The organism is Micromonospora sp. NPDC047187 (genome assembly GCF_040643355.1).
In the GTDB taxonomy this organism is placed as follows: Bacteria; Actinomycetota; Actinomycetes; order Mycobacteriales; family Micromonosporaceae; genus Micromonospora; species Micromonospora salmantinae.
In genome coordinates this window covers 354373-373614 of record NZ_JBEYUF010000001.1, presented here as the reverse complement: position 1 = coordinate 373614, position 19242 = coordinate 354373, and the positions used below count along the sequence as shown (strand labels likewise).

Sequence of the window (19242 nt, the reverse complement as noted above, 5' to 3'; positions counted from 1 at the left end):
GGCTGGTCACACCGCACTGATGATCTTAAAACACCCGTGGCGGTCAGAGCCAGGTCCGCACATTGGCGGACGTCACTCCTGGCACCGCCCACCAGGAGAGCGCTGAAGGCCGACCGATTCGCACCCGCCTTCATCTTATGCGGCCTCACATGTTGAGATCACGTCACGCGCAGAATACAGTCGGTTACTGTACCGACGGCCGCATGGGCGCATCGACTCATGTCGCTCGCGGGCACAACCGCACCGCAGCATCTTCAACGGGGGCGCCATGTTCGACTTCAATGCATTCGCCAGTCGTTCTGATGACGTCAGCAGGGGCTCGAGCTCACTTCCGTAGCGGGCAGACCGCCCGGCCCGGAGCAGAAGCAGGTCGTTCAAGCCGCTCTAACCGGTAATGAGAAATTCACCTGACTCGGGCACCCTAGCGTTCAAAAACCCTTTGCTGCCTAACCCGACTGATCTACCTGGCAACTCTGGGACTAAGAAGGGCTGCAATGAATGGCATCTCACAAATTCAACATACTCGGGCCCCTGAATTTGATGGCCGACGGCCAGTCCAGACATATCAAAGGCCGGCGGCAACAGGTCATTCTAGCCATGCTCCTGCAGGCGGCAAATAAGGTCGCACCCATCACCAGACTGGTCGATGCCGTGTGGGCCGACAATCCACCATCCACCGCACGGTCTCAGGTGCAGATCGGCATCTCCGCATTACGCCGGACACTCAAGGAGGCCGGCTTCGGGGACATCATCGTCACGCAATCACCCGGCTACCTGATCCGCGTCGCCGACGACCAACTCGATGCGACGGTCTTCGAGGCACACGTTGAAGAGGCGCGGCGTCTGGTCGGACTGGGGCAGCCGGAAGCGGCGATATCCGCCTACCGAAGGGCCTTGGCGCTGACCCAGGGGCCGGCCCTCGCCGACATCGACAGTCCGCTCGTGCAAGCGACCGCGAACCGCCTCGACGAACAACGGATCGTCACCCATGAGGAGTGCATCGAACTCGAACTGGCCCTCGGCCGACACAACAGCGTGATAGCCGAGCTCGGGGAACTGGTCGCTGAGTATCCTCTACGGGAACGACTGCGTGCGCAGCAGATGGTGGCCCTCTCACGCGCTGGCCGCCCGGGTGAGGCGCTGCATGCTTACCGGGACGCCCGGGACACCTCGGTCGAGGAACTCGGCATCTTTCCCGGCGAAGATCTGCAGGAGATCGAGCATGCGATCCTGACTGGCGACGAGAGCCTGCACTCCCCGCTGTCGAGCTGGGTGAGCGATCGCCTGTCGAGTGACAGCGCGCCGACGCCACGGATGCTGCCGGCGGCGCCGGCGGACTTCACCGGCAGGTCGTCGGTCAGCGACCACATGCTGCGGCTGTTCACCCCGGAAGGCTCCCGGACCGCGAACGCCGTCAAACTCGCGGCCGTCGCCGGACCGGGCGGGGTCGGCAAGACGGCTCTGATCCTGCACACGGCGCATGCGATCAGCGAGCAGTACCCCGACGGTCAGCTCTTCGCCCGGCTTCAGGACGACCAGCGCGGCCTGGTCGACCCCGCATACCTGTTGGAGCTGTTCCTTCGCGCGCTCGGTGTGCCCGCAAACGCGATACCCCCGGCACTCGAGGACCGGGCCGCCCTCTATCGCAGTCACATCGCCAGCCACCGTCTTCTCATCGTGCTCGACGACGTGGCCAGCGAACAACAGGTCCTGCCTCTGCTGCCGGGCAGCGACACCTGTGCGGTCCTGGTCAGCAGCCGACAACGCCTCACCGGCCTGCCCGGGGCGCACCACGTCGAACTGGGCGTGCTACCCGCCGATGAGGCGTTGAGCCTGATGGCCCGGATGGTCGGCCAACGCCGTGTCGACGCCGAGGTCGAGGCCGCCCACGAGATCGTCGAGCTGTGCGACGGCCTGCCACTGGCACTGCGCATCATCGGCGCGCGAATCGCCGCCCGACCGCACCGCTCACTGGCCCGCATCGCCAACCGGCTGTCCGTCGAGGAGAGCCGCCTCGACGAGTTGGTACACGACGGGCTGGCGGTCCGTGCCAACATTCTGCTCACCTACAAGAATCTGGACGAGATGACGCGGTGCCTGCTCCGTCGGCTCGCGCTCACCCAGACGCCCGAGTTTCCCGGCTGGATAGCCGCGGCTCTCCTCGACACCGATCTCACCACCGGGGAGAACGTCCTCGACAATCTGGTCGAGGCGCATCTGGTCGACGTCGTCGACACCCATGGCTCGTGGTTGCCCAGGTTCCGGATGCACGACCTCGTCCGACTCTTCGCCCAGGAGCAGCTGCACGACGAAGACGGCCCGGCTGAGGCGCGGGACGCGGTACAACGGGCGCTCGGCGGATGGCTGCTGCTGGCGGAGGCGGCCCACTCCCGGCTCTACGGCGGGGACTACACCGTTCTGCACGGCGACGCGCCACGGTGGAAGAGCCTCCTCACCGCCGTGGACGACCTGACCCTCGCCCCCATGGAGTGGTTTCTGCAGGAGCGGCCGTCCCTGCTGGGAGCGGTCAACCAGGCCGCGCGGATGGGCCTGGACGAGCATTGCTGGGAGCTGGCCGTCACGTCCGTGACCCTCTTCGAAGCCAAGGGCTACTTCACCGACTGGCGGGAAACCCACCGCCTCGCCCTCGCCGAGACCCGTCGGGCCGACAATCGCCGAGGCCAGGCGGCGGTGCTCAACTCGCTCGGCTCCCTGCTCGCCACCAGCGGCCAGAGCGAGGAGGCGCGGTTCCTCCTCGAACGCGCCCAGGTGCTCTTCGACGAGGTCAACGACCAGTACGGAACCGCGCTGGTGCGCCGCAACCTGGCCTTCCTCGACCGGCTGGCCGGTCAGCTGGACCGGGCGATGAACAACTACTTCCACAGCCTGCAACAGCTGCGCCTCACCGGGGACCACATCGGAGGGGCACACGTGCTGAACGGCATGGCACAGATCGCCCTGGAGCAGGGCGACCACGACAACGCGAAAGGCTGGCTGGAGGAAGCCCTGGTCATCTGCGCCGAGCACAACAACCACCGGGTCGCCGCCCAGGTGCGTCACCGGCTCGGCGAGATGTACCTGCAACGAGACGACGTCGACGCGGCCGATGAGACATTTCGCAGCGTGCTCGCCACCGTGCGCGAGGCCGAAGACCAGCTCGGGATCGCCTTCGCGCTGGAGGCCCTGGGTCGGGTCCGTATCCGGCAGGACAGGCTCTCGGAGGCTCGCGAGTTGCTGCTCCAGGCGCAGAAGCTCAGCCACGAGGCGGGCAACCAACCCCTGTCCGCGCGTGCCCTGCTCAGCTTGGGCATCCTGCACGAACGGCGGGGCGAGCCGCACACCGCATCGCGGTATCTCACCGAAGCCCTCGTGCTGTTCGAGCAGATGGGCGCCAGGGCCTGGCTCGGGCAGACGCTGGAAGCCCTCGCCGAGCTGCATCTGCACCAGGGCGACCAGGCCGACGCTGCGGCCCGGGGGCAGGCGTCCGTGGACGCGCTGGACAGCATCGGCTCGCGGGAGGCCGGCGAGCTGCGTCGCCGGCTCGCCGCACGGCTGCTCGAGAACCGGGGCGCACCCGGCCAGGATGCCGTGAACTAGACCGGGCGACGTCGCGGGAGCTCGATAGTCCTTTCGATGGTTGTTCGATAGTGAGTCGAAGTCCGACGCTGGCACACCTGAGACGTGGCAGCTACGGACGTTCACCCGGCACGGCGCTCCTTCACACCCTTCTTGGTGCTGTGGTCTGGTCAGATCGTCGCGGTGGTCGGCAACTCGGTCCTCCGCTTCGCCTTCGTCGTCCACGCGTGGCAGCACGGCGGTGGCGCGACCGCGGTGGCCCTCCTCGCGCTCTGTGCCGTGCTGCCGCAGATCCTGCTCGGTCCGTTGGCCGGCGCGCTGATCGATCGATGCCGGCTGCGGGTGGCGCTGCAACTGTCCGGCCTGGGCGGTCTGGTGATCGTCGTGGGATTCGCCGTCGCGACGTCCGCTACCGCGATCCCGCTGCCCGGCCTCTACCTGGTGGTCACGCTGCTGGGCGTCGCAGCCGCGTTCCAGTACCCGGCGCTGTCCTCGGCCGTGCCACTGATGGTGGGCCGGGAACACCTCCGTCGGGCGAACGCCCTGTTGGCGACCGCGCGCAGCGCGGCCGAGGTCTTCGGCCCCGCACTGGCCGCAGGTCTACTCGCCGTCGGTGGGCTGCGGAGCACGGTATGGACCAACGTGGTCGCGCTCGTCGTCGCCCTGGTGACGGTCTGGTGCGTGCCGCTCCCGGCCCGGCGCGGTCCGGCGGAGCCGGCCACCGAGCCGCGAGGCGTACTGCGTGAGTCGCTGGACGGACTCCGGCTGATGCGCGACACGCCCAGTTTCGGCGGGTTGGCGGCGATGGTGTTCATGGTGAACCTCTGCATGGTCTTCGGTCTCATCGTGACGCAGCCGATGATCCTGCGGCAGACCGGTGACTCAGCCGCGCTGGCGACGGTCATGGCCTGCTCCGGCATCGGGGGTATCGCCGGCGGACTGCTCGCCGGGGCACGAACCTGGAAGCGGTCTCGAATCAGCACCGTGAACCTGGGGATCGTCGCCGCCTGTCTCGGCTCACTCGTCCTGGTCGGCTGCGTGCGTCGGGTGCCGCTCTGGTGCGCCGGCGTGCTGGCGGGGTCGGCCGCACTGGCCGTGGTGAACACCGACATCCAGTCGATAGTGCAGACCAAGGTGCCACCCGGCACGCAGGGCCGGATGTTCGGAGCGATGCAGCTCATCGGCGACGCGTCGGTCCCCCTGGCGATGGGTGTGGCGGGGCCGCTGGCCGATGAGGTCTTCGAACCACTGGACGGGGGTGCGCCGGCCCTCGTGACCGCGCTGGCCCCGCTCGTCGGTTCGGGACCGGGCAGCGGCATGGCGGTGATGCTGCTGATCGCCGGGGTGGGCGGCGTCGCGGTCGCGCTGTGCGCGCAGGCCTGGCCCCCGCTCCGTGACATCGACATCCTCGTACCGGACCTGCCCGACGGCCGTACCGGCCATGGTGACCTCGTCGCCCGGCCAGAGCGGATGGCGTCGTGATCCCGGCCGACTCCACCGTTCCGGATGCCTTCCGCCGGGTCGCCGCCGGCTCGCCGGACGCCGTCGCGCTGATCGCCGAGGACCGGACCATGACGTACCGGGAGTTGGACGAACTCTCCGACCGACTCGCCGCCGCCATCGCGCCGGAGACCGCGCTGACCGGGCGCACGATCGGCATCGAGTTGGCACGCGGGGTCGACCTCGTGGTGGCCGAACTGGGCGTGCTCAAAGCCGGCGCAGCCTGCCTCATGCTCGACCCCGCCCTGCCGCCGCACCGCCGCCGGACCATGGGGATCGACGCCGACATCGACGTCCTGGTGTCTGACGGTCGCGATCCGGTCGTACCCCATCGGCGTCTGATCTCGCCGCGACCACCGGCGGCATCGCGCCAGCCGCCGCGGTTCACCGCGGCGCCCGACGATCCGGCCTGGGTGATGTTCACCTCGGGATCCACCGGCCGCCCCAAGGGCGTGGTCGCCACCCACCGATCGGTGACCGCGACCATCGCCGCGCTGCTGGCTCGCGGTTGCCGGCCGGGCGAGCGGTGGTTGCAGTGCGCGCCGATCTCCTGGGACGCCCACGCGCTCGAGGTGTGGAGCCCACTGCTGACCGGCGGCTCCTGTGTGCTGTACCCGGGGCGACGCATCGACCCGGCGCGGCTGGCCACGCTCTTCACCCGCTCCGGCGTGACCGCCGCCTACCTGTCGGCGAGCTTGTTCAACGTGGTCGTCGACGAGATGCCGGACGTCTTCGCGGGTGTGCACACCGTCATCACGGGCGGCGAGGCGGCCTCACCGGCGCACCTCGGACGGATCATGGCCCGGCATCCGCACCTGCGGCTCTACAACGGGTACGGCCCGGTCGAAACGATGATCTTCCAGACCCTGCACCGAGTCCGGCCGGCTGACGCCGAGGCGCCGGACGTGCCCATCGGCACCCCGCTGCCGGGCAAGCCGGTGCGGCTTCTCGACGAGCGGCTCCGGCCGGTGCCGGATGGCCAGATCGGCGATCTGTACGCCGGCGGCGCCGGCGTCGCCCTGAGCTACCTCGGCCGGCCCCGCGAGACCGCCGACCGATTCATGCCGGACCCCGGTGGGACCGGTACGCGTCTCTACCGCACCGGCGACCGGGCCTGGCGTGACCCGGACGGATTGCTGCACTTCGCCGGTCGGCTCGACAACCAACTCAAGATCCGCGGATTCCGGGTGGAGCCGGAGGAGGTGGAGAGCGTCCTGTCCCGCAGCCCGGCCGTCGACCGCGTCGCCGTGGCCGCCGACGCCGAATCCACCCGACTGGTCGCCTACGTGGTACCGGACGCCGCCGACCCGGCGGCCGTCGAGCGGCAGCTCCGGCCGTACGCCGCCCGACACCTGCCCGAGCATCTGGTCCCCGACACGCTGGTCGTGGTCGACGACCTGCCACGTACCGCCAGTGGCAAGCTGGACCGGGCCGCGCTGCGCCGACTCGTCCCCGCGCCCGCCGGTGGATCGGCGGCGGAGGCGTCCCGGGGACCAGCCGAGTCCTTGGTCGGCCGGGTCTTCGGGGACGTCCTCGGGACCGCGTCGGTGTCCCGCACGGACGACTTCTTCGCGCTCGGCGGTGACTCGCTCCGCGCCGTCCGCGTGCTCAGCCGGATCAACGCCACCACCGGTGCCGCGCTCGACATCGCGGAACTGTTCGACAACCCGACCGTCGCGGCGCTGGCCCGGCGGCTGGACGGCTACCAACTCCGCGAGCCGGCGAGCCCGACCCCGACCCCCGCGCCGGCAGACGCCACCGTGCTGTCCCCGGCGCAGCGGCGGCTGTGGCTGCTCGACCAGGCCGGCGCGGGACCGGCGTACCTCGTGCCTATCCGCATCGCGCTGCGGGGGCCGCTCGACGCGACCGTGCTGACGGCGGCGATCCGGGACGTCGTGGCACGGCACGAGCCACTGCGCACGGTGTTCCCGGCCGAGGACGGCTCCCCCCGAGCGGTGGTGCGGCCAGCCGCGGAGGTCGACGTGCCGTTGCACACCGCCGGCCCGGACGCCGTCAGACGCGCCGCCACCCGGGCGTTCGACCTCGCCCGCGAGGTTCCGCTACGGGTCACGCTGTCACCCGGGCCGGCCCCCGACGAGCACACCCTGCTGCTCACGATGCACCACATCGCGGTCGACGGTTGGTCCCTGCGCCCGCTGCTGCGCGACCTCGGCGACGCGTACGCCGCTCGGCTGGCCGGTGGGCCGCCGCAGTGGCCCGCGCTGCCGAGCCACGCCGAGTACCACCGGGCCGAAGCCGACCGGCTCGGCGCTCCGGACGACCCTGGCAGTACGTCCGCCCGTCAGCTCGCCTTCTGGCGACGTACGCTCGACGGCCTCCGACCCCGCTCCGCGTGGCCCGTTGGCACCGGGATGAGGACCGAGCTGCGGCACCTGGACCGGACCGCCTCGGCGGCGGTGGCCGCCACCGCCGCCCGCCACGGCGTGACACCGTTCATGGTGTTGCACGCCGCGCTGGCCGTCGCGCTCCGGCGGGCGCAGACCAGCACCGACGTCGTGGTCGCCGCCCCGGTGGCCGGCCGGCACGACCCGGCCGCGGACGACCTCGTCGGTTTCTTCGTCAACCAGGTCGTGCTGCGGTGCGATCTCGCCGGCGATCCGGACATCGCCGAGCTGCTTCGTCGCGTCCGGGCCGCGGACGTCGCCGCCTTCGCTCACCAGGACATCCCGTTCGACCTGGTGGTGCAACGGTTGAACCCGCCCCGCGTCCCCGGGCGGATGCCCTTCACCGACATCGCCCTCGTCCTGCAGCACAACTCCGGCACCACGTTGTCGCTCCCCGGCGTCGAGGCGGCGGTGCGCGTCGTGCGTCCCCGTGCCCCCCGGTACGGCCTCCTCGTCGAGGTGACCGAGGAGGCCGGCGGCCTCACCGTCGCCGTCGAACAACGCGACGGTACGGGCCCGGCCCTCGACGCCTCGATCATGGCTGACGGCCTGCGGACCGCACTCACGGCGATCACCACCGGACCGGCCACCGCGCGGATCAGCACGCTGCTCGCGGACGCGGCGGAACCCACCGAGGCGCCGCCCTCCGAACCGTCTCCCACCGTGTCCACCGCCCCGGCTTCCCGGCTCGTCCGGCTGATCAGCAACGTCTGGTCCGAACTCCTGGACACGCCGGCCGTCACGCCGCATGACGACTTCTTCCGGCTGGGCGGCTCGTCCCTGACGGCGGTACGGGCGGCCGCACGGCTCAGCCGGCAGGGACTCCCCGTCTCCACGGCAATGATCTTCAGTCACCCCACGGTGTCCGCGCTGGCCAGCGCGCTGTCGCGCAGCACGGACCGACCACTGCCCCCGATCCCCCGAGCGCCCCGCCACCGAGACATCCACGCCCCGACCAAGGAAGTCGACAAATGAACCTGAGCGTGCTCTTCTTCGGTGCCGACGACGCCAGCACCGACAACGGCCATCGGGAGGCGTACGACCGCGTGCTGCGCGTGGCCTCCGCCGCCGACGCCGACGGTTACCACGCCGTCTGGCTCCCGGAACGGCACTTCCAACAGATCGGCCAGGCGTTCAGCAGCCCGGCGGTGCTGGCCGCGGCACTCGCCGTCACCACCCGGCGCATCCAGCTACGGGCCGGCAGCGTCGTCCTTCCGCTGCATCACCCCCTACGGATCGTCGAGGACTGGGCGATCGTCGACAACCTCTCCGGCGGCCGAGCCGGCATCTCCCTGGCGACCGGCTGGCACTCGAAGGACTTCGTCCTCGCCCCGGACCGGTACGACGATCGCCGGGACCGGGTCGCCGCCGCCGTGCCGCTGTTGCGCGGCCTGTGGGGCGGAGACACGATGACCCTCCCGGACGGTGCCGGAGCCAAGGCCACCGTGGCCCCTGGGCCGCGACCGATCTCGTCGACACTGCCGCTCTGGTTGACCACCTCCGGCAACCCGGCCACCTGGGAACAGGCCGGCAAGCTGGGTGTGAACGTCCTCGCGGCCACGATGGGCCAGACCCGGGCGGAGCTGGCCGGCAAGATCCGCCGGTACCGGCAGGCATATCGGGACACCGGGACCGGGCCGGGCACGGTGACGCTCATGGCCCACACGTACGCCGGCGCCGACGACGACACGGCGCTGCGGATCGCCGGACCGCCGCTGCGCCGCTACCTGCGGTCCTACCTCGGGCAGCTGGCCACGAACGGTGACCCGGCGACACCGGCCGTCGACTCCCTGCCCGAGGCGCAGCTGGACCGCCTGGTCGAGCTGGCCCTACGCCGATACGTCGACTGGGGCAGCCTGATCGGCTCCCCCGAGACCTGCGCGCGGTCGCTCGCCGACCTGGCCGACATCGGCTGCGACGAGGTGGCCTGCTTCGTCGACTTCGGAATCCCGATCGATGAGATCCTGGCCGGTCTGCGGCGCATCGCACCGGCCACCGTGGAGGTGGACCAGACATGAATTCCGCGCCGAATCGTTCCCCGCTGTCCCGCGGCGAACGCTTCCTCCGGCTCAGCAGAGAGCAACGGATCGGCGTCCTCCGCCAACTGGTCGCGGCCGGACGTACAGCGGAGATTCCGGCGGTGATTCCGCCCCTCGACGAGGACACACCGGAGCGCCTCAGCCCGGCTCAGGAGGATCTCTGGGTGTACGAGACCCTCTACCCGGGGGCGTCGCTCAACCTGTCGGTTGCCTACCACTTCCACGAGCCGGTGCAGGTCTCGCTGCTGGAACGGGCGCTGACCTGGCTGCAGGAGCGCCACGAGGTGTTACGGCTGCGAATCACCGGAGAAGCCGGCGATCTGCGGGTCGACTTTCCCGAGCGGGGGCCGTTCCGGCTGGAGCGCGTCGACGTGGCCGACGACGAGGCGGCCCGGCGCGTCACCGAGGAGTTCAGCCGGCGGCCGTTCCGGCTCGACAGCGACCAACTGATCCGCGGCTGCCACCTGCCACTGGACGAGCAGCGGTCGGTCCTCTGCCTGACGCTGCACCACATCGTCACCGACTGGTGGTCGTTCGACGTGCTGCACCGCGACCTGGTGCGGGCCTACCAGTCGCTGCGGAACGGCGTCCCACCGGATGCCGACCCACCCCTGGTCCGCTACGCGAGTTTCGCCGGGTGGCAACGGGAGCTGGAGGCGTCCGGTGTCTTCGGTGCCCAGCTCACGTTCTGGCAGCGCCACCTCGACGGTGTACGGGGCCCGCTGGCCGTCCGTGGCACTGGCGCCGCGCAACGCGGCGGGCCGGACAGCATCGCCCAGGTGCCGATTCGACTGCCAGCCGACATCGCACCGGCCGTACGCGCCTGCGCCGCGTCGCAGGGCGTCAGCGTCTACAGCGTGCTCGCCACCGCGTTCGCCGTCCTCGCGCATCGGCTCACCGGCGAACCGGACCTGCTCATCGGCACTCCGCTCGCCAACCGGACCGCCCGTGGACTGCGCGATGTCGTCGGTTACGTAATGAACGTCGTACCGACCCGCTGGCGGTTCGAGCCGACCGACACGTTCACCCGGTTGGTGAAGGACTTCGCGGCCGAGTTCCCGAGCCTGATGGTCAACGCTGACGTCCCCGTCGGACGAATCGTCGCGGCGGTGGACCCACCTCGGACGCCGGGCGTCTCGCCGCTGTTCCAGTGGGTGTTCATGTACCTGCCGCGCCGGCAGGGCGACGTCGACCTGCACACCATCAGCGAGCCACGACGGATCCACACCGGTGGCGAATACGACCTTGTCTGCATCGTGCGGGAATCCGAGCAGGGCGACCTGGAGGGCACATTCGAGATCCGGACCGACGCCTGCGACCCGGCCACCGCCGCGTCGTGGGCGGAGAGCTTCGCGGTCCTGCTCGCCGGTCTGGTGTCGAGTCCGGAGGCTCCGGTCAGCCGAGGGGCGTTGGTGTCCGAACCGCTCGACGTGGAGCTGGCCGAACCGGAACCGGCTCCGTCGCTCTCCGATTCGGTGGCCCGATGGGCGACCCAGCGACCGGACGCGGTGGCGCTCGAGGCCGCCGACGAGGCGTGGACCTACGCGCGGCTGCACGCCGAGGTCGACAGCGCCACGGCCCGGCTGCGCGCGGCCGGCGTCCGGCCGCACGACGTGGTCGCGCTCGCCCTGCCCCGATCGGCTGAACTCGCCGTCATGGCGCTGGCCACGGACCGGATCGGCGCCGCCTACCTGCCGGTCGATCCCGCTCTCCCCCCGGGACGGCGGGACGTGCTGCTCGCCGCCACGACGCCGGCCGTCCTGGTGACCCTGGAGGATGGTCCGGGGGCGGTCGCGACCCCGCGCCTCACGGCGCTGGCCGGCGAAGCCGCGCTGCCGAGGGTGGCGTACGTCCGGCACACCGCCTCCGGCGACCGACCGGCGGCGGTGCCGATCACCCGGCACGCGCTCGGCGTGTTCGCCGCGGACCTCACCGAGCGGCTGGCCCTCACCGGCGACGACCGGGTCGCCCAGCTCAGCGCGCCGAACTGCGATCACCTGGTCGCCGGGATGTGCCTGGCCTTCACCGCCGGCGCCGCTCTGGTGGTCGGGCCCGCCGATACGGCAACCGGGACCGAGATCGGCGCGTTCCTCGACGATCGTCGGATCAGCGCCCTGCTGACCACGCCGACGTCACTGGCCACCGTGCCGGCCGCCGGCCACCCGACACTCCGGGTGATCTGTGTCGGCGGCGACGTCTGTCCGCCCGATCTGGTGCGTACCTGGGTCGCGGGCGACGTGCCACGACGGCTGCACAACGCGTACGGGTCGACCGAGACGACCATCGTGGCGACGGTCACCGATCCCCTCACACCGGGAACCGGACGGGTGCCGATCGGACGACCGACGCGGGGGACGCGGACGTACGTGCTCGACGCCGACCTGTGTCCCCTCCCGCTCGGCGTACCGGGTGAGCTGTACGTCGGCGGCGTCGGTGTGTCGCCGGGATACCTGCGCCGGCCAGGCGGGACCACCGACCGCTTCGTTCCCGACCCGTTCGCCGGTACCCCCGAGGCACACATGTACCGCACCGGCGATCTGGTACGCCGCCGTCCGGACGGCCAACTGGACTACCTCGGTCGCGTCGACGACCAGATCGTGCTGGACGGCCACCGGATCGAACCGGAGCGGATCGAGGAGGTGCTGACCGCCCAGCCCGGCGTGACCCGGGCCCTGGCGGTGTGCCGTGACGACGCCCCGCAACGGCCCGCCCTGGTGGCCTACGTCCTGCCGCAGGCTGGTGCCACCGTCGAACCGGATCGGCTGATCGCCGCCTGCCAGGCGGCGCTACCCCGACATCTGGTGCCCGGCGCCGTAACGGTCCTGGTCGCCCTCCCGCTCACCCCGAGCGGCAAGGTGGACCGCGCCGCGCTGCCCGCCCCCGACCTGGCGTCTTCCCGTCCACCGGCCGTCGACACCCCGGACGTGGAACTGTTCCGCCGGCTGTTCGCCGAGCTTCTCGACTGCGCCGAGGTCGGACCGGAGGACAACTTCTTCGCCTCCGGCGGCGACAGCATCCGCGCGATCCTGCTGGTCGGCAGGGCCCGCGCCGCGGGGCGCCGGATCACCGTCCGGCAGCTCTACACCTGGCAGACCCCGGTGGCGCTCAGCCAGGTGGCGACCGAACTGGACGACTCCCTCCCGGTAGCCACCGATGCCCCCGAGGGCGCGCTACCACCGCCCCCGATCGTCCAGTGGTGGCACGAGATCGGCGGTGACATCTCCGCCTTCACCGTGTCGCTGCGGCTGTCCATCGAGGCCGGGGTGGCCCATGACGACCTGCTGGCGGCGGTGAACGCCCTCGTCGAGGCACACCCGGCCGCCCGGCTTCGCCTGGTCGAGACCGCCGGCCCGGACTGGCACCTTCGGATCCTCCCCGTCGCGGAGACCCCGCCGCCGACGGTGGACGAATGGGACGGCACCGACCAGCCGCCGGAACTGATCGACCAGGCCGTGCACCGGATCGCGACCGGCACCCGGCTCGACCCGACCGCCGGTCGGATGCTCGCGGCGACCCGGATCGTCACCGGCGGCGACACCGACGTCCTGGTCCTCGTGGCCCATCACTTGGCCGTGGACGGCGCCTCGGTACAACTGCTGCGGGACGACCTGCTCGACCGGCTGCGCGGGCAGGCGCCACCGAACTCCCAGGGTCAGACGTCGTACCGGGAGTGGGCGCTGATGCTACGGCGCCGCAGCGGCACGATCGGCGCGGAGGCGGAACGCTGGCGGTCGGTGCTGCGGGCCCCCGGCACCCGGCTGTCCGACCGTCCGGCCAGCGGGCCACGGCGGATGGTGAACGTGCAACTTCCGGCCGGACCGACCGGCTCGTTGCTCGGCCCGGTGCTCGCGCGCTACGGGTGCGGTCCGTACGACATCCTGATGACCGCGCTGGTGGCCGCTGCCGTCAGTTGGCGTGGCGCGGGTAGCGGACTGCTGGTGGATCTGGAGGGACACGGCCGGGAGGCGCCGATCCCGGGCGTCGACGTCTCACGGACCCTCGGCTGGTTCACCACCGTCTTCCCGGCCCTCATCGATCCGGGACCGGCGGCCGTCGAGGCATTCTGGACGGCCCCCGGGGGGATCGCGCCGATGGTGCGCGCGGTGACCGCCCAACTGCACGACATTCCGCTCAACGGCCTGGACTTCGGGCTCCTGCGGTACGCCAACGCGGATACCGCCGCCGCGCTCGCCGCCGAGCCCGCGGCGGACGTCGCGCTCAACTACTACGGCAGGTTCCGGGCCACCGGGGAGGACGACACCGAGATGCTCGGTCTGGTCGACGTGGACGCCATCCCGATCCAGCACGCGCTCGAGGTGGGTGTGGTCGCGGCGATGGACGACCGGGGCTTGCGGTTGCTGACCACGCTGGCCTACCCCGCGGACACGCTGTCCGAGAGCGAGGTGACCGAGTTCGCGCGGCGGTGGTCCGCCGCCCTCGACCGGATCGCCTCGGCCGGCGGCGAGGAGGGGTCGTGACCGGCGCACCCGGGGGCGGCCCCGGCGAGGCGGAATTTCCGGTCTCGCCCGGACAACTGCGGCTGCTGGTGCTCGAACAGTTGCAGCCGGGGAGCGCCCAGTATCACGTGCCCATCGCGTTCGCGGTGGACGGTTCCTTCGACCCGGCGGCGTTCGGCCGGGCGCTGACCGCCGTGATTCGCCGACACGAGGCGTTGCGGACCAGCTTCCCGGTCCGCAACGGACGTTTCGTCCAGGCGGTCGCCGCCGAGCCGACCGTGGACGTGCGGGTGACCGACGGTTGGTCGCCGGCTGAGGTTCCGGCCGTCATGGCGGACGCGGCGCGTGAACCGTTCGATCTGGCCGACGGCCCCCTGCTGCGCTGCCGGATCTACGGCCTCACCGACGGCAGCCACCGTCTGCTGCTGGTGGTACACCATCTGGTCTGCGACGGTTGGTCGGTCGCCATCCTCCTGCAGGATCTGGCCACCGCGTACGCCGGTGGTGGCCTGGAGCCGCCGCCGTTGCAGTACCCGGACGTGGCGGTGTGGCAGCACGACCTGCTCAGCTCCGGTGGCTACGGCGAGGCCATCGCCGACTGGCGGGCTGAGCTGGCCGGCGTGCCGGACGTTCTGGCGCTGCCGGCCGACCGGACCCGGCCGCAGATCCAGTCGGCCGCGGGCGACAGCGTCGCCGTGCCCCTCGGCGACGACGTGGCCGAGCGCGTCCGGGCCGTCGCGGCCCGGACCGGCAGCACCGACTTCGCGGTCCTGCTGGCCACGTTCGGGGTGTTCCTCGGTCGGGTGTCCGGTGCCACCGACCTGCTGGTCGGCGTGCCGGTCGCGGGTCGGGACCACCCGGACCTGCAGGACGTGGTCGGGCTGCTGACCAACACCGTGGCGGTACGCGTCGACCTGTCCGGTGACCCGTCGTTCGTCGCGATGGTGCGTCGTGTCCGCGACCGGCTGGCCTGGTCGAGGGCGCGACAGGCGGCGCCGTGGACCGAGGTCGTGGCCGCTCTGGCGCCCGAGCGACGGCTCAGCCACGACCCGGTGGTCCAGGCCATGTTCTCGTACGACGACGCGGCCGGCGAGTTGGCGCTGCCCGACGCCCGGGTCCGGCGGGTCGACGCCGGCGTGACGGCGGCCAAGTCCGATCTGCTGGGCTACCTGGAGAACACCCGCGACGGTCTCTCGCTACGCCTGATCTACCGGACCGACCTGTTCGAGCCGTCGACCATGCGGCACTGGGCACGTGCCTTCGCCACCCTGATCGATGGACTGCTCGCCGCGCCCGACCAGCCGGTGGAGACCGCCGAACTGCTCGACGACGAGTCCCGCCGCATGATGCTGCGGGACTGGAACCACACCGACGAGGTGGTGCCGAACGCCCGGGTACCGGAACTGATCGCTCAGCGGGCCACCGCCCACCCCGAGCGGACCGCGCTGGTCGCCGACGGACACGTGGTGAGCTATCGGGACCTGGTCAGCCGGGCCGACAGGATCGCCGACCGGCTGCGTGCGGCCGGCACCGGTCCCGGCTCGGTCGTCGCCCTCCTCCTGCCGCGCGGCGCGGAGTTCGGGGTGGCTGCCCTGGGGGTGTTGCGCGCTGGCTGCGCCTATCTGCCGGTGGATCCCTGGCAACCCGCGCAACGCATACGGTTCATCCTGGCCGACGCGGGCGCGGAGGTGGTCATCGCCCGGGCCGACACCGCCGTCGAGGCAGCAGCCTGCGATCTTCCTGTGCTGTTGCTCGACGCGGCGGCGCGCACCGCCGGCGAGGTGTCGCGAGCGACCGCGCACCGCGGACGCCGCCCGGACAGTGACCTCGCCTACCTGATCTACACGTCCGGATCGACGGGACAGCCCAAGGGCGTCCGGGTCGGCCACCCCGCGCTGACCAATCTGGCGACCGCCGTCGCCCGTCGTCTCGGACTCGACGCCGAGGACCGCGTCCTGCAGTTCGTCTCCGTCACGTTCGACGTCGCGGTGGCCGACTACTTCATGACCTGGGTGGCCGGCGCCGAACTGCACGTCGCCGCCGACTGTGAACGGCTCGGCCGGCCACTGCTCGCCCGGCTCCGGGACGCCCGGATCACCTGGTGCTTCCTGCCACCGTCGGCGGGGATGTCGCTTCCGTACGACGAGGAGGCGCTCCCCGCGCTGAGAGCGTTCGCCTTCTGCGGCGAGCAGTGCCCGGCGGAACTGGTCGCCCGGTGGTCCCGGCCCGGTCGCCGGATCATCAACGCGTACGGCCCCACCGAGGCCGCCGTGTTCACCACCAGCGCGGACCTGACGGTCGACCGGCCCGTGGTGATCGGCCGTCCGCTGCCCAACCACCGGGCCTACCTGTTGGACGGCCGACTGCGCCCGGTGCCGGTCGGCGTGCCCGGTGAGCTCTACCTCGCGGGACGGGGGCTCGCCGACGGGTACGCCGTGCGGGCGCGGGAGACCGCCGCGCGTTTCGTGCCCGACCCGTTCGGGCCGCCGGGATCCCGGATGTACCGCACCGGCGACCTCGCCCGGTACGACAGTGCCGGCATGCTGACGTACCTCGGCCGGACCGATCACCAGGTCAAACTGCACGGCTTCCGGATCGAGTTGGAGGAGGTCGAGTCGGTGCTGTCCGGCCACCCGCAGGTGGCCCGGGCGGCCGTCGCGGTCCGGGGCGACGGCCAGCACCGCAGGCTCGCGGCCTACGTGGTCGCCGCCGGAGTCGCGCCGGGGCCGGAGTCGCTGCGGACCTGGCTCGCCGACCGTCTACCGGAGTACATGGTGCCGGAGGTGTTCGTCCCGCTGCCCGACCTCCCGCAGGGTCAGACCGGGAAGGTGGACCGCTCGCGGCTACCCGCGGTGGAGGCGGTCCGGCCCGCGCTGACACATGCGTACGTGGCCGCGGTGACCCCGATGCAACGCCGACTGGCCGAGGTGTGGGCCGCCGCGCTGGAGGTGGACCGGGTCGGCGTCAACGACAACTTCTTCGATCTGGGCGGCAATTCGATCCGCGCCCTGGCCGTCGTGGAGCGGCTCCGGTCCTGGCCGGAGAGTCAGATCACCCTGATGGACCTGTTCCGGCACACCACCGTGGCGGCGCTGGCCAGGCGGATGGAGATCGGCCCGGCGTCGGTCGATCTCGGGGATGCGCGGCGTCGTGGCGAACGACGGGCGTTGGTGCTGGGATCCGCCCGCGGCGCGGCGAAGGACAGGACGAGCGACAGGAGAATTCCGTGAACGTGACGACTGATGTGGCCATTGTCGGCATGAGTGCTCGGTTCCCCGGCGCCAGCGACGTCGGCGAGTACTGGACGAGCCTGCGGACGGGGCGATGCTCGATCCGCCGCTTCGACGCCGAGACGCTGGCGGCCTCCGGGGTGCCGGTCGAGGAGCGACAGCGCCCCGACTACGTCCCGGCCAAGGGCTTTCTCGACGACGCCGACCGGTTCGAGGCCGGGCTGTTCGGGTTCTCCACGCCGGAAGCGACCGTCGCGGACCCGCAGCATCGTCTGCTGCTGGAATCGGCCTGGGCCGCGTTCGAGGACGCCGGGTACGACCCCTCCCGGGCACCGGCCGCCACCGGCGTGTTCGTCGGCGGCGGTCAGTCCGAGCACATGATCGCCACGCTGGCCGACGCGGCGCTGCGCGCTCAGCTCGGCGATCTGCAACTGCGGATCCTCACCGATCGCGAGTTCCTGGCTCCCTGGCTGTCGTACCGGTTCGGGCTGACCGGACCGAGCGTGACCGTGCAGACCGCGTGCTCGACCTCGCTGACCGCGGTGCACCTGGCGGCGCGGGCCCTGCTCGTCGGCGAGTGCGACGTGGCGCTGGCCGGTGGGGTGTCGGTGGACACCCCGGCCGCGGTCGGCTACCGCTACCAGGAGGGCGGCATCTTCGCGGCCGACGGGCGATGCCGACCGTTCGCCGAGGCCGCGGCGGGCACGGTCAGTGGGTGCGGCGCCGGTCTCGTCGTGCTGCGCCGCTGGGAGGACGCGGTGGCCGACGGTGACCCGATCCGGGCGGTCATCCACGCCAGTGCGATGACCAATGACGGCGCGCTGCGGGCCGCGTTCTCCGCTCCGGGGGTGGACGGACACTCGCGGGCGATCACCGAGGCGTGGGCGGCCGCCGGCACCGTTCCGGCCCGGGCGCAGTACCTGGAGCTGCACGGGACCGGAACAGCGCTGGGCGACCAGATCGAAGCCGAGGCGGCCGGTAACGCGATCGGGTCGGGCAACCGATGTGCCGTCGGCTCGGTCAAGGGCAACGTCGGGCATCTCGACGCGGCCGCCGGGGTGGCCGGCCTGATCAAGGTCATTCTCATGCTGGAACACCGCACGCTGGTGCCGACGGCCGGGGTGGACCGGCCGATGGCGGCCGTCGAGCCGAACGGCCCCGGGCCGCTGCGGCTGGTGACCGAGACCGAACAGTGGCCGGCGCCGCCGGACGGACACCGCCTCGGCGGGGTGTCGGGTCTGGGTATCGGCGGCACCGACGTGCACGTCGTGGTGGGTCAGGCGGATCCGGTCGAGGCGGCCCCGACCGCACGGGTACCGCGCGCGGAGGTGCTTCCGTTGTCCGCGACCGGTCCGGCCCAGCTCGCCGCCACCGCCGAGCGGCTCGCCGAGGCGCTGCGCCGGCCCGGTGCCCCGTGTGTGGCCGACGTGGCGTACACGTTGCGGACTGCCCGGGCCGCGCTGCCCGCCCGGGCGGTGGTGGTCGCGTCCACGCCGGCGGAGGCCGTTGCGGCGTTGGAGCAGGTGGCGGCCGGACGTGCACCGGCTCTGCCCGGGTGGGCCAGCCACTACGCCGCCTGGGTCTCCGGCGCGGACGTCGACTGGCCGGCGACGGTGGGCCGCCGGGTCAACCTGCCGGGCACGCTGCTGCGCGGCGAGCGATTCGGCTGGCGGAGCCTGGGCGACGTCGCCACCATGCCGACGGACCGGACGCCCGAGTCGGGCCGGCCGAGCGAACAGGTGGTCCTGGCGATGATCTGCGAAGTCCTGGGGCTGGCCGACGGCGACGACCTGGACCGGTCGTTCTTCGCGGCCGGCGGGGACTCCCTGGGCGCTGTCGCGCTGGCCGGCAGGATCGGCGACCGATTCGGCCTGGACGTCGACCTCGATTCCTTCTTCGACGCCGAGAGCCTGCATGACCTGGCCGCGCGGGTGGCGCGGGACGATCGGGCCGCGTCGGACGATCTGGTCGACGCCCTGCTCAGCGAGGCCGAGACGGCGTCCCGCGCGTCCGCGTAGGCGGTTACCGGAGGTCG

7 protein-coding genes are annotated in these 19242 nt (G+C 71.8%); all 7 read left to right on the top strand.

Annotated elements, in window-relative coordinates; all coding sequences use genetic code 11:
* The first annotated feature begins 498 nt into the window (after positions 1-498).
* Complete coding sequence (locus ABZ794_RS01590) at positions 499-3597, top strand: BTAD domain-containing putative transcriptional regulator (protein ID WP_357513733.1); 3099 nt, start codon at positions 499-501, stop codon at positions 3595-3597.
* Positions 3598-3732: 135 nt separating this feature from the next.
* The gene (locus tag ABZ794_RS01585; protein ID WP_210780667.1) at positions 3733-5058 is read left to right on the top strand and encodes an MFS transporter; all 1326 of its coding nucleotides are present in this window, start codon (positions 3733-3735) and stop codon (positions 5056-5058) included.
* Entirely contained in the window at positions 5055-8456 is a 3402-nt protein-coding gene (locus ABZ794_RS01580) for an amino acid adenylation domain-containing protein (RefSeq protein WP_357513731.1), read from the top strand. The genes ABZ794_RS01585 and ABZ794_RS01580 overlap by 4 nt, the downstream gene beginning before the upstream one ends.
* A complete protein-coding gene (locus tag ABZ794_RS01575; protein ID WP_357513729.1) occupies positions 8453-9499 on the top strand; it encodes a MupA/Atu3671 family FMN-dependent luciferase-like monooxygenase in 1047 nt (348 codons plus the stop codon). Before ABZ794_RS01580 ends, ABZ794_RS01575 begins: the two co-directional genes overlap by 4 nt.
* Positions 9496-13998 carry a condensation domain-containing protein gene (locus ABZ794_RS01570; protein ID WP_357513727.1) on the top strand — a complete coding sequence of 1501 codons (4503 nt, stop codon included), beginning with the start codon at positions 9496-9498 and terminating at the stop codon, positions 13996-13998. Before ABZ794_RS01575 ends, ABZ794_RS01570 begins: the two co-directional genes overlap by 4 nt.
* Positions 13995-17207 carry an amino acid adenylation domain-containing protein gene (locus ABZ794_RS01565; RefSeq protein WP_357513725.1) on the top strand — a complete coding sequence of 1071 codons (3213 nt, stop codon included), beginning with the start codon at positions 13995-13997 and terminating at the stop codon, positions 17205-17207. The genes ABZ794_RS01570 and ABZ794_RS01565 overlap by 4 nt, the downstream gene beginning before the upstream one ends.
* Entirely contained in the window at positions 17204-19225 is a 2022-nt protein-coding gene (locus tag ABZ794_RS01560) for a beta-ketoacyl synthase N-terminal-like domain-containing protein (RefSeq protein ID WP_357513724.1), read from the top strand. The genes ABZ794_RS01565 and ABZ794_RS01560 overlap by 4 nt, the downstream gene beginning before the upstream one ends.
* Positions 19226-19242: the final 17 nt, after the last annotated feature.

What these genes read in the sequence shown, in the direction of transcription:
- ABZ794_RS01575 (WP_357513729.1), top strand. Translation starts at nt 8,453, where the DNA reads ATGAACCTGAGCGTGCTCTTCTTCGGTGCCGACGACGCCAGCACCGAC.
- ABZ794_RS01590 (WP_357513733.1), top strand. Translation starts at nt 499, where the DNA reads ATGGCATCTCACAAATTCAACATACTCGGGCCCCTGAATTTGATGGCC.
- ABZ794_RS01570 (WP_357513727.1), top strand. Translation starts at nt 9,496, where the DNA reads ATGAATTCCGCGCCGAATCGTTCCCCGCTGTCCCGCGGCGAACGCTTC.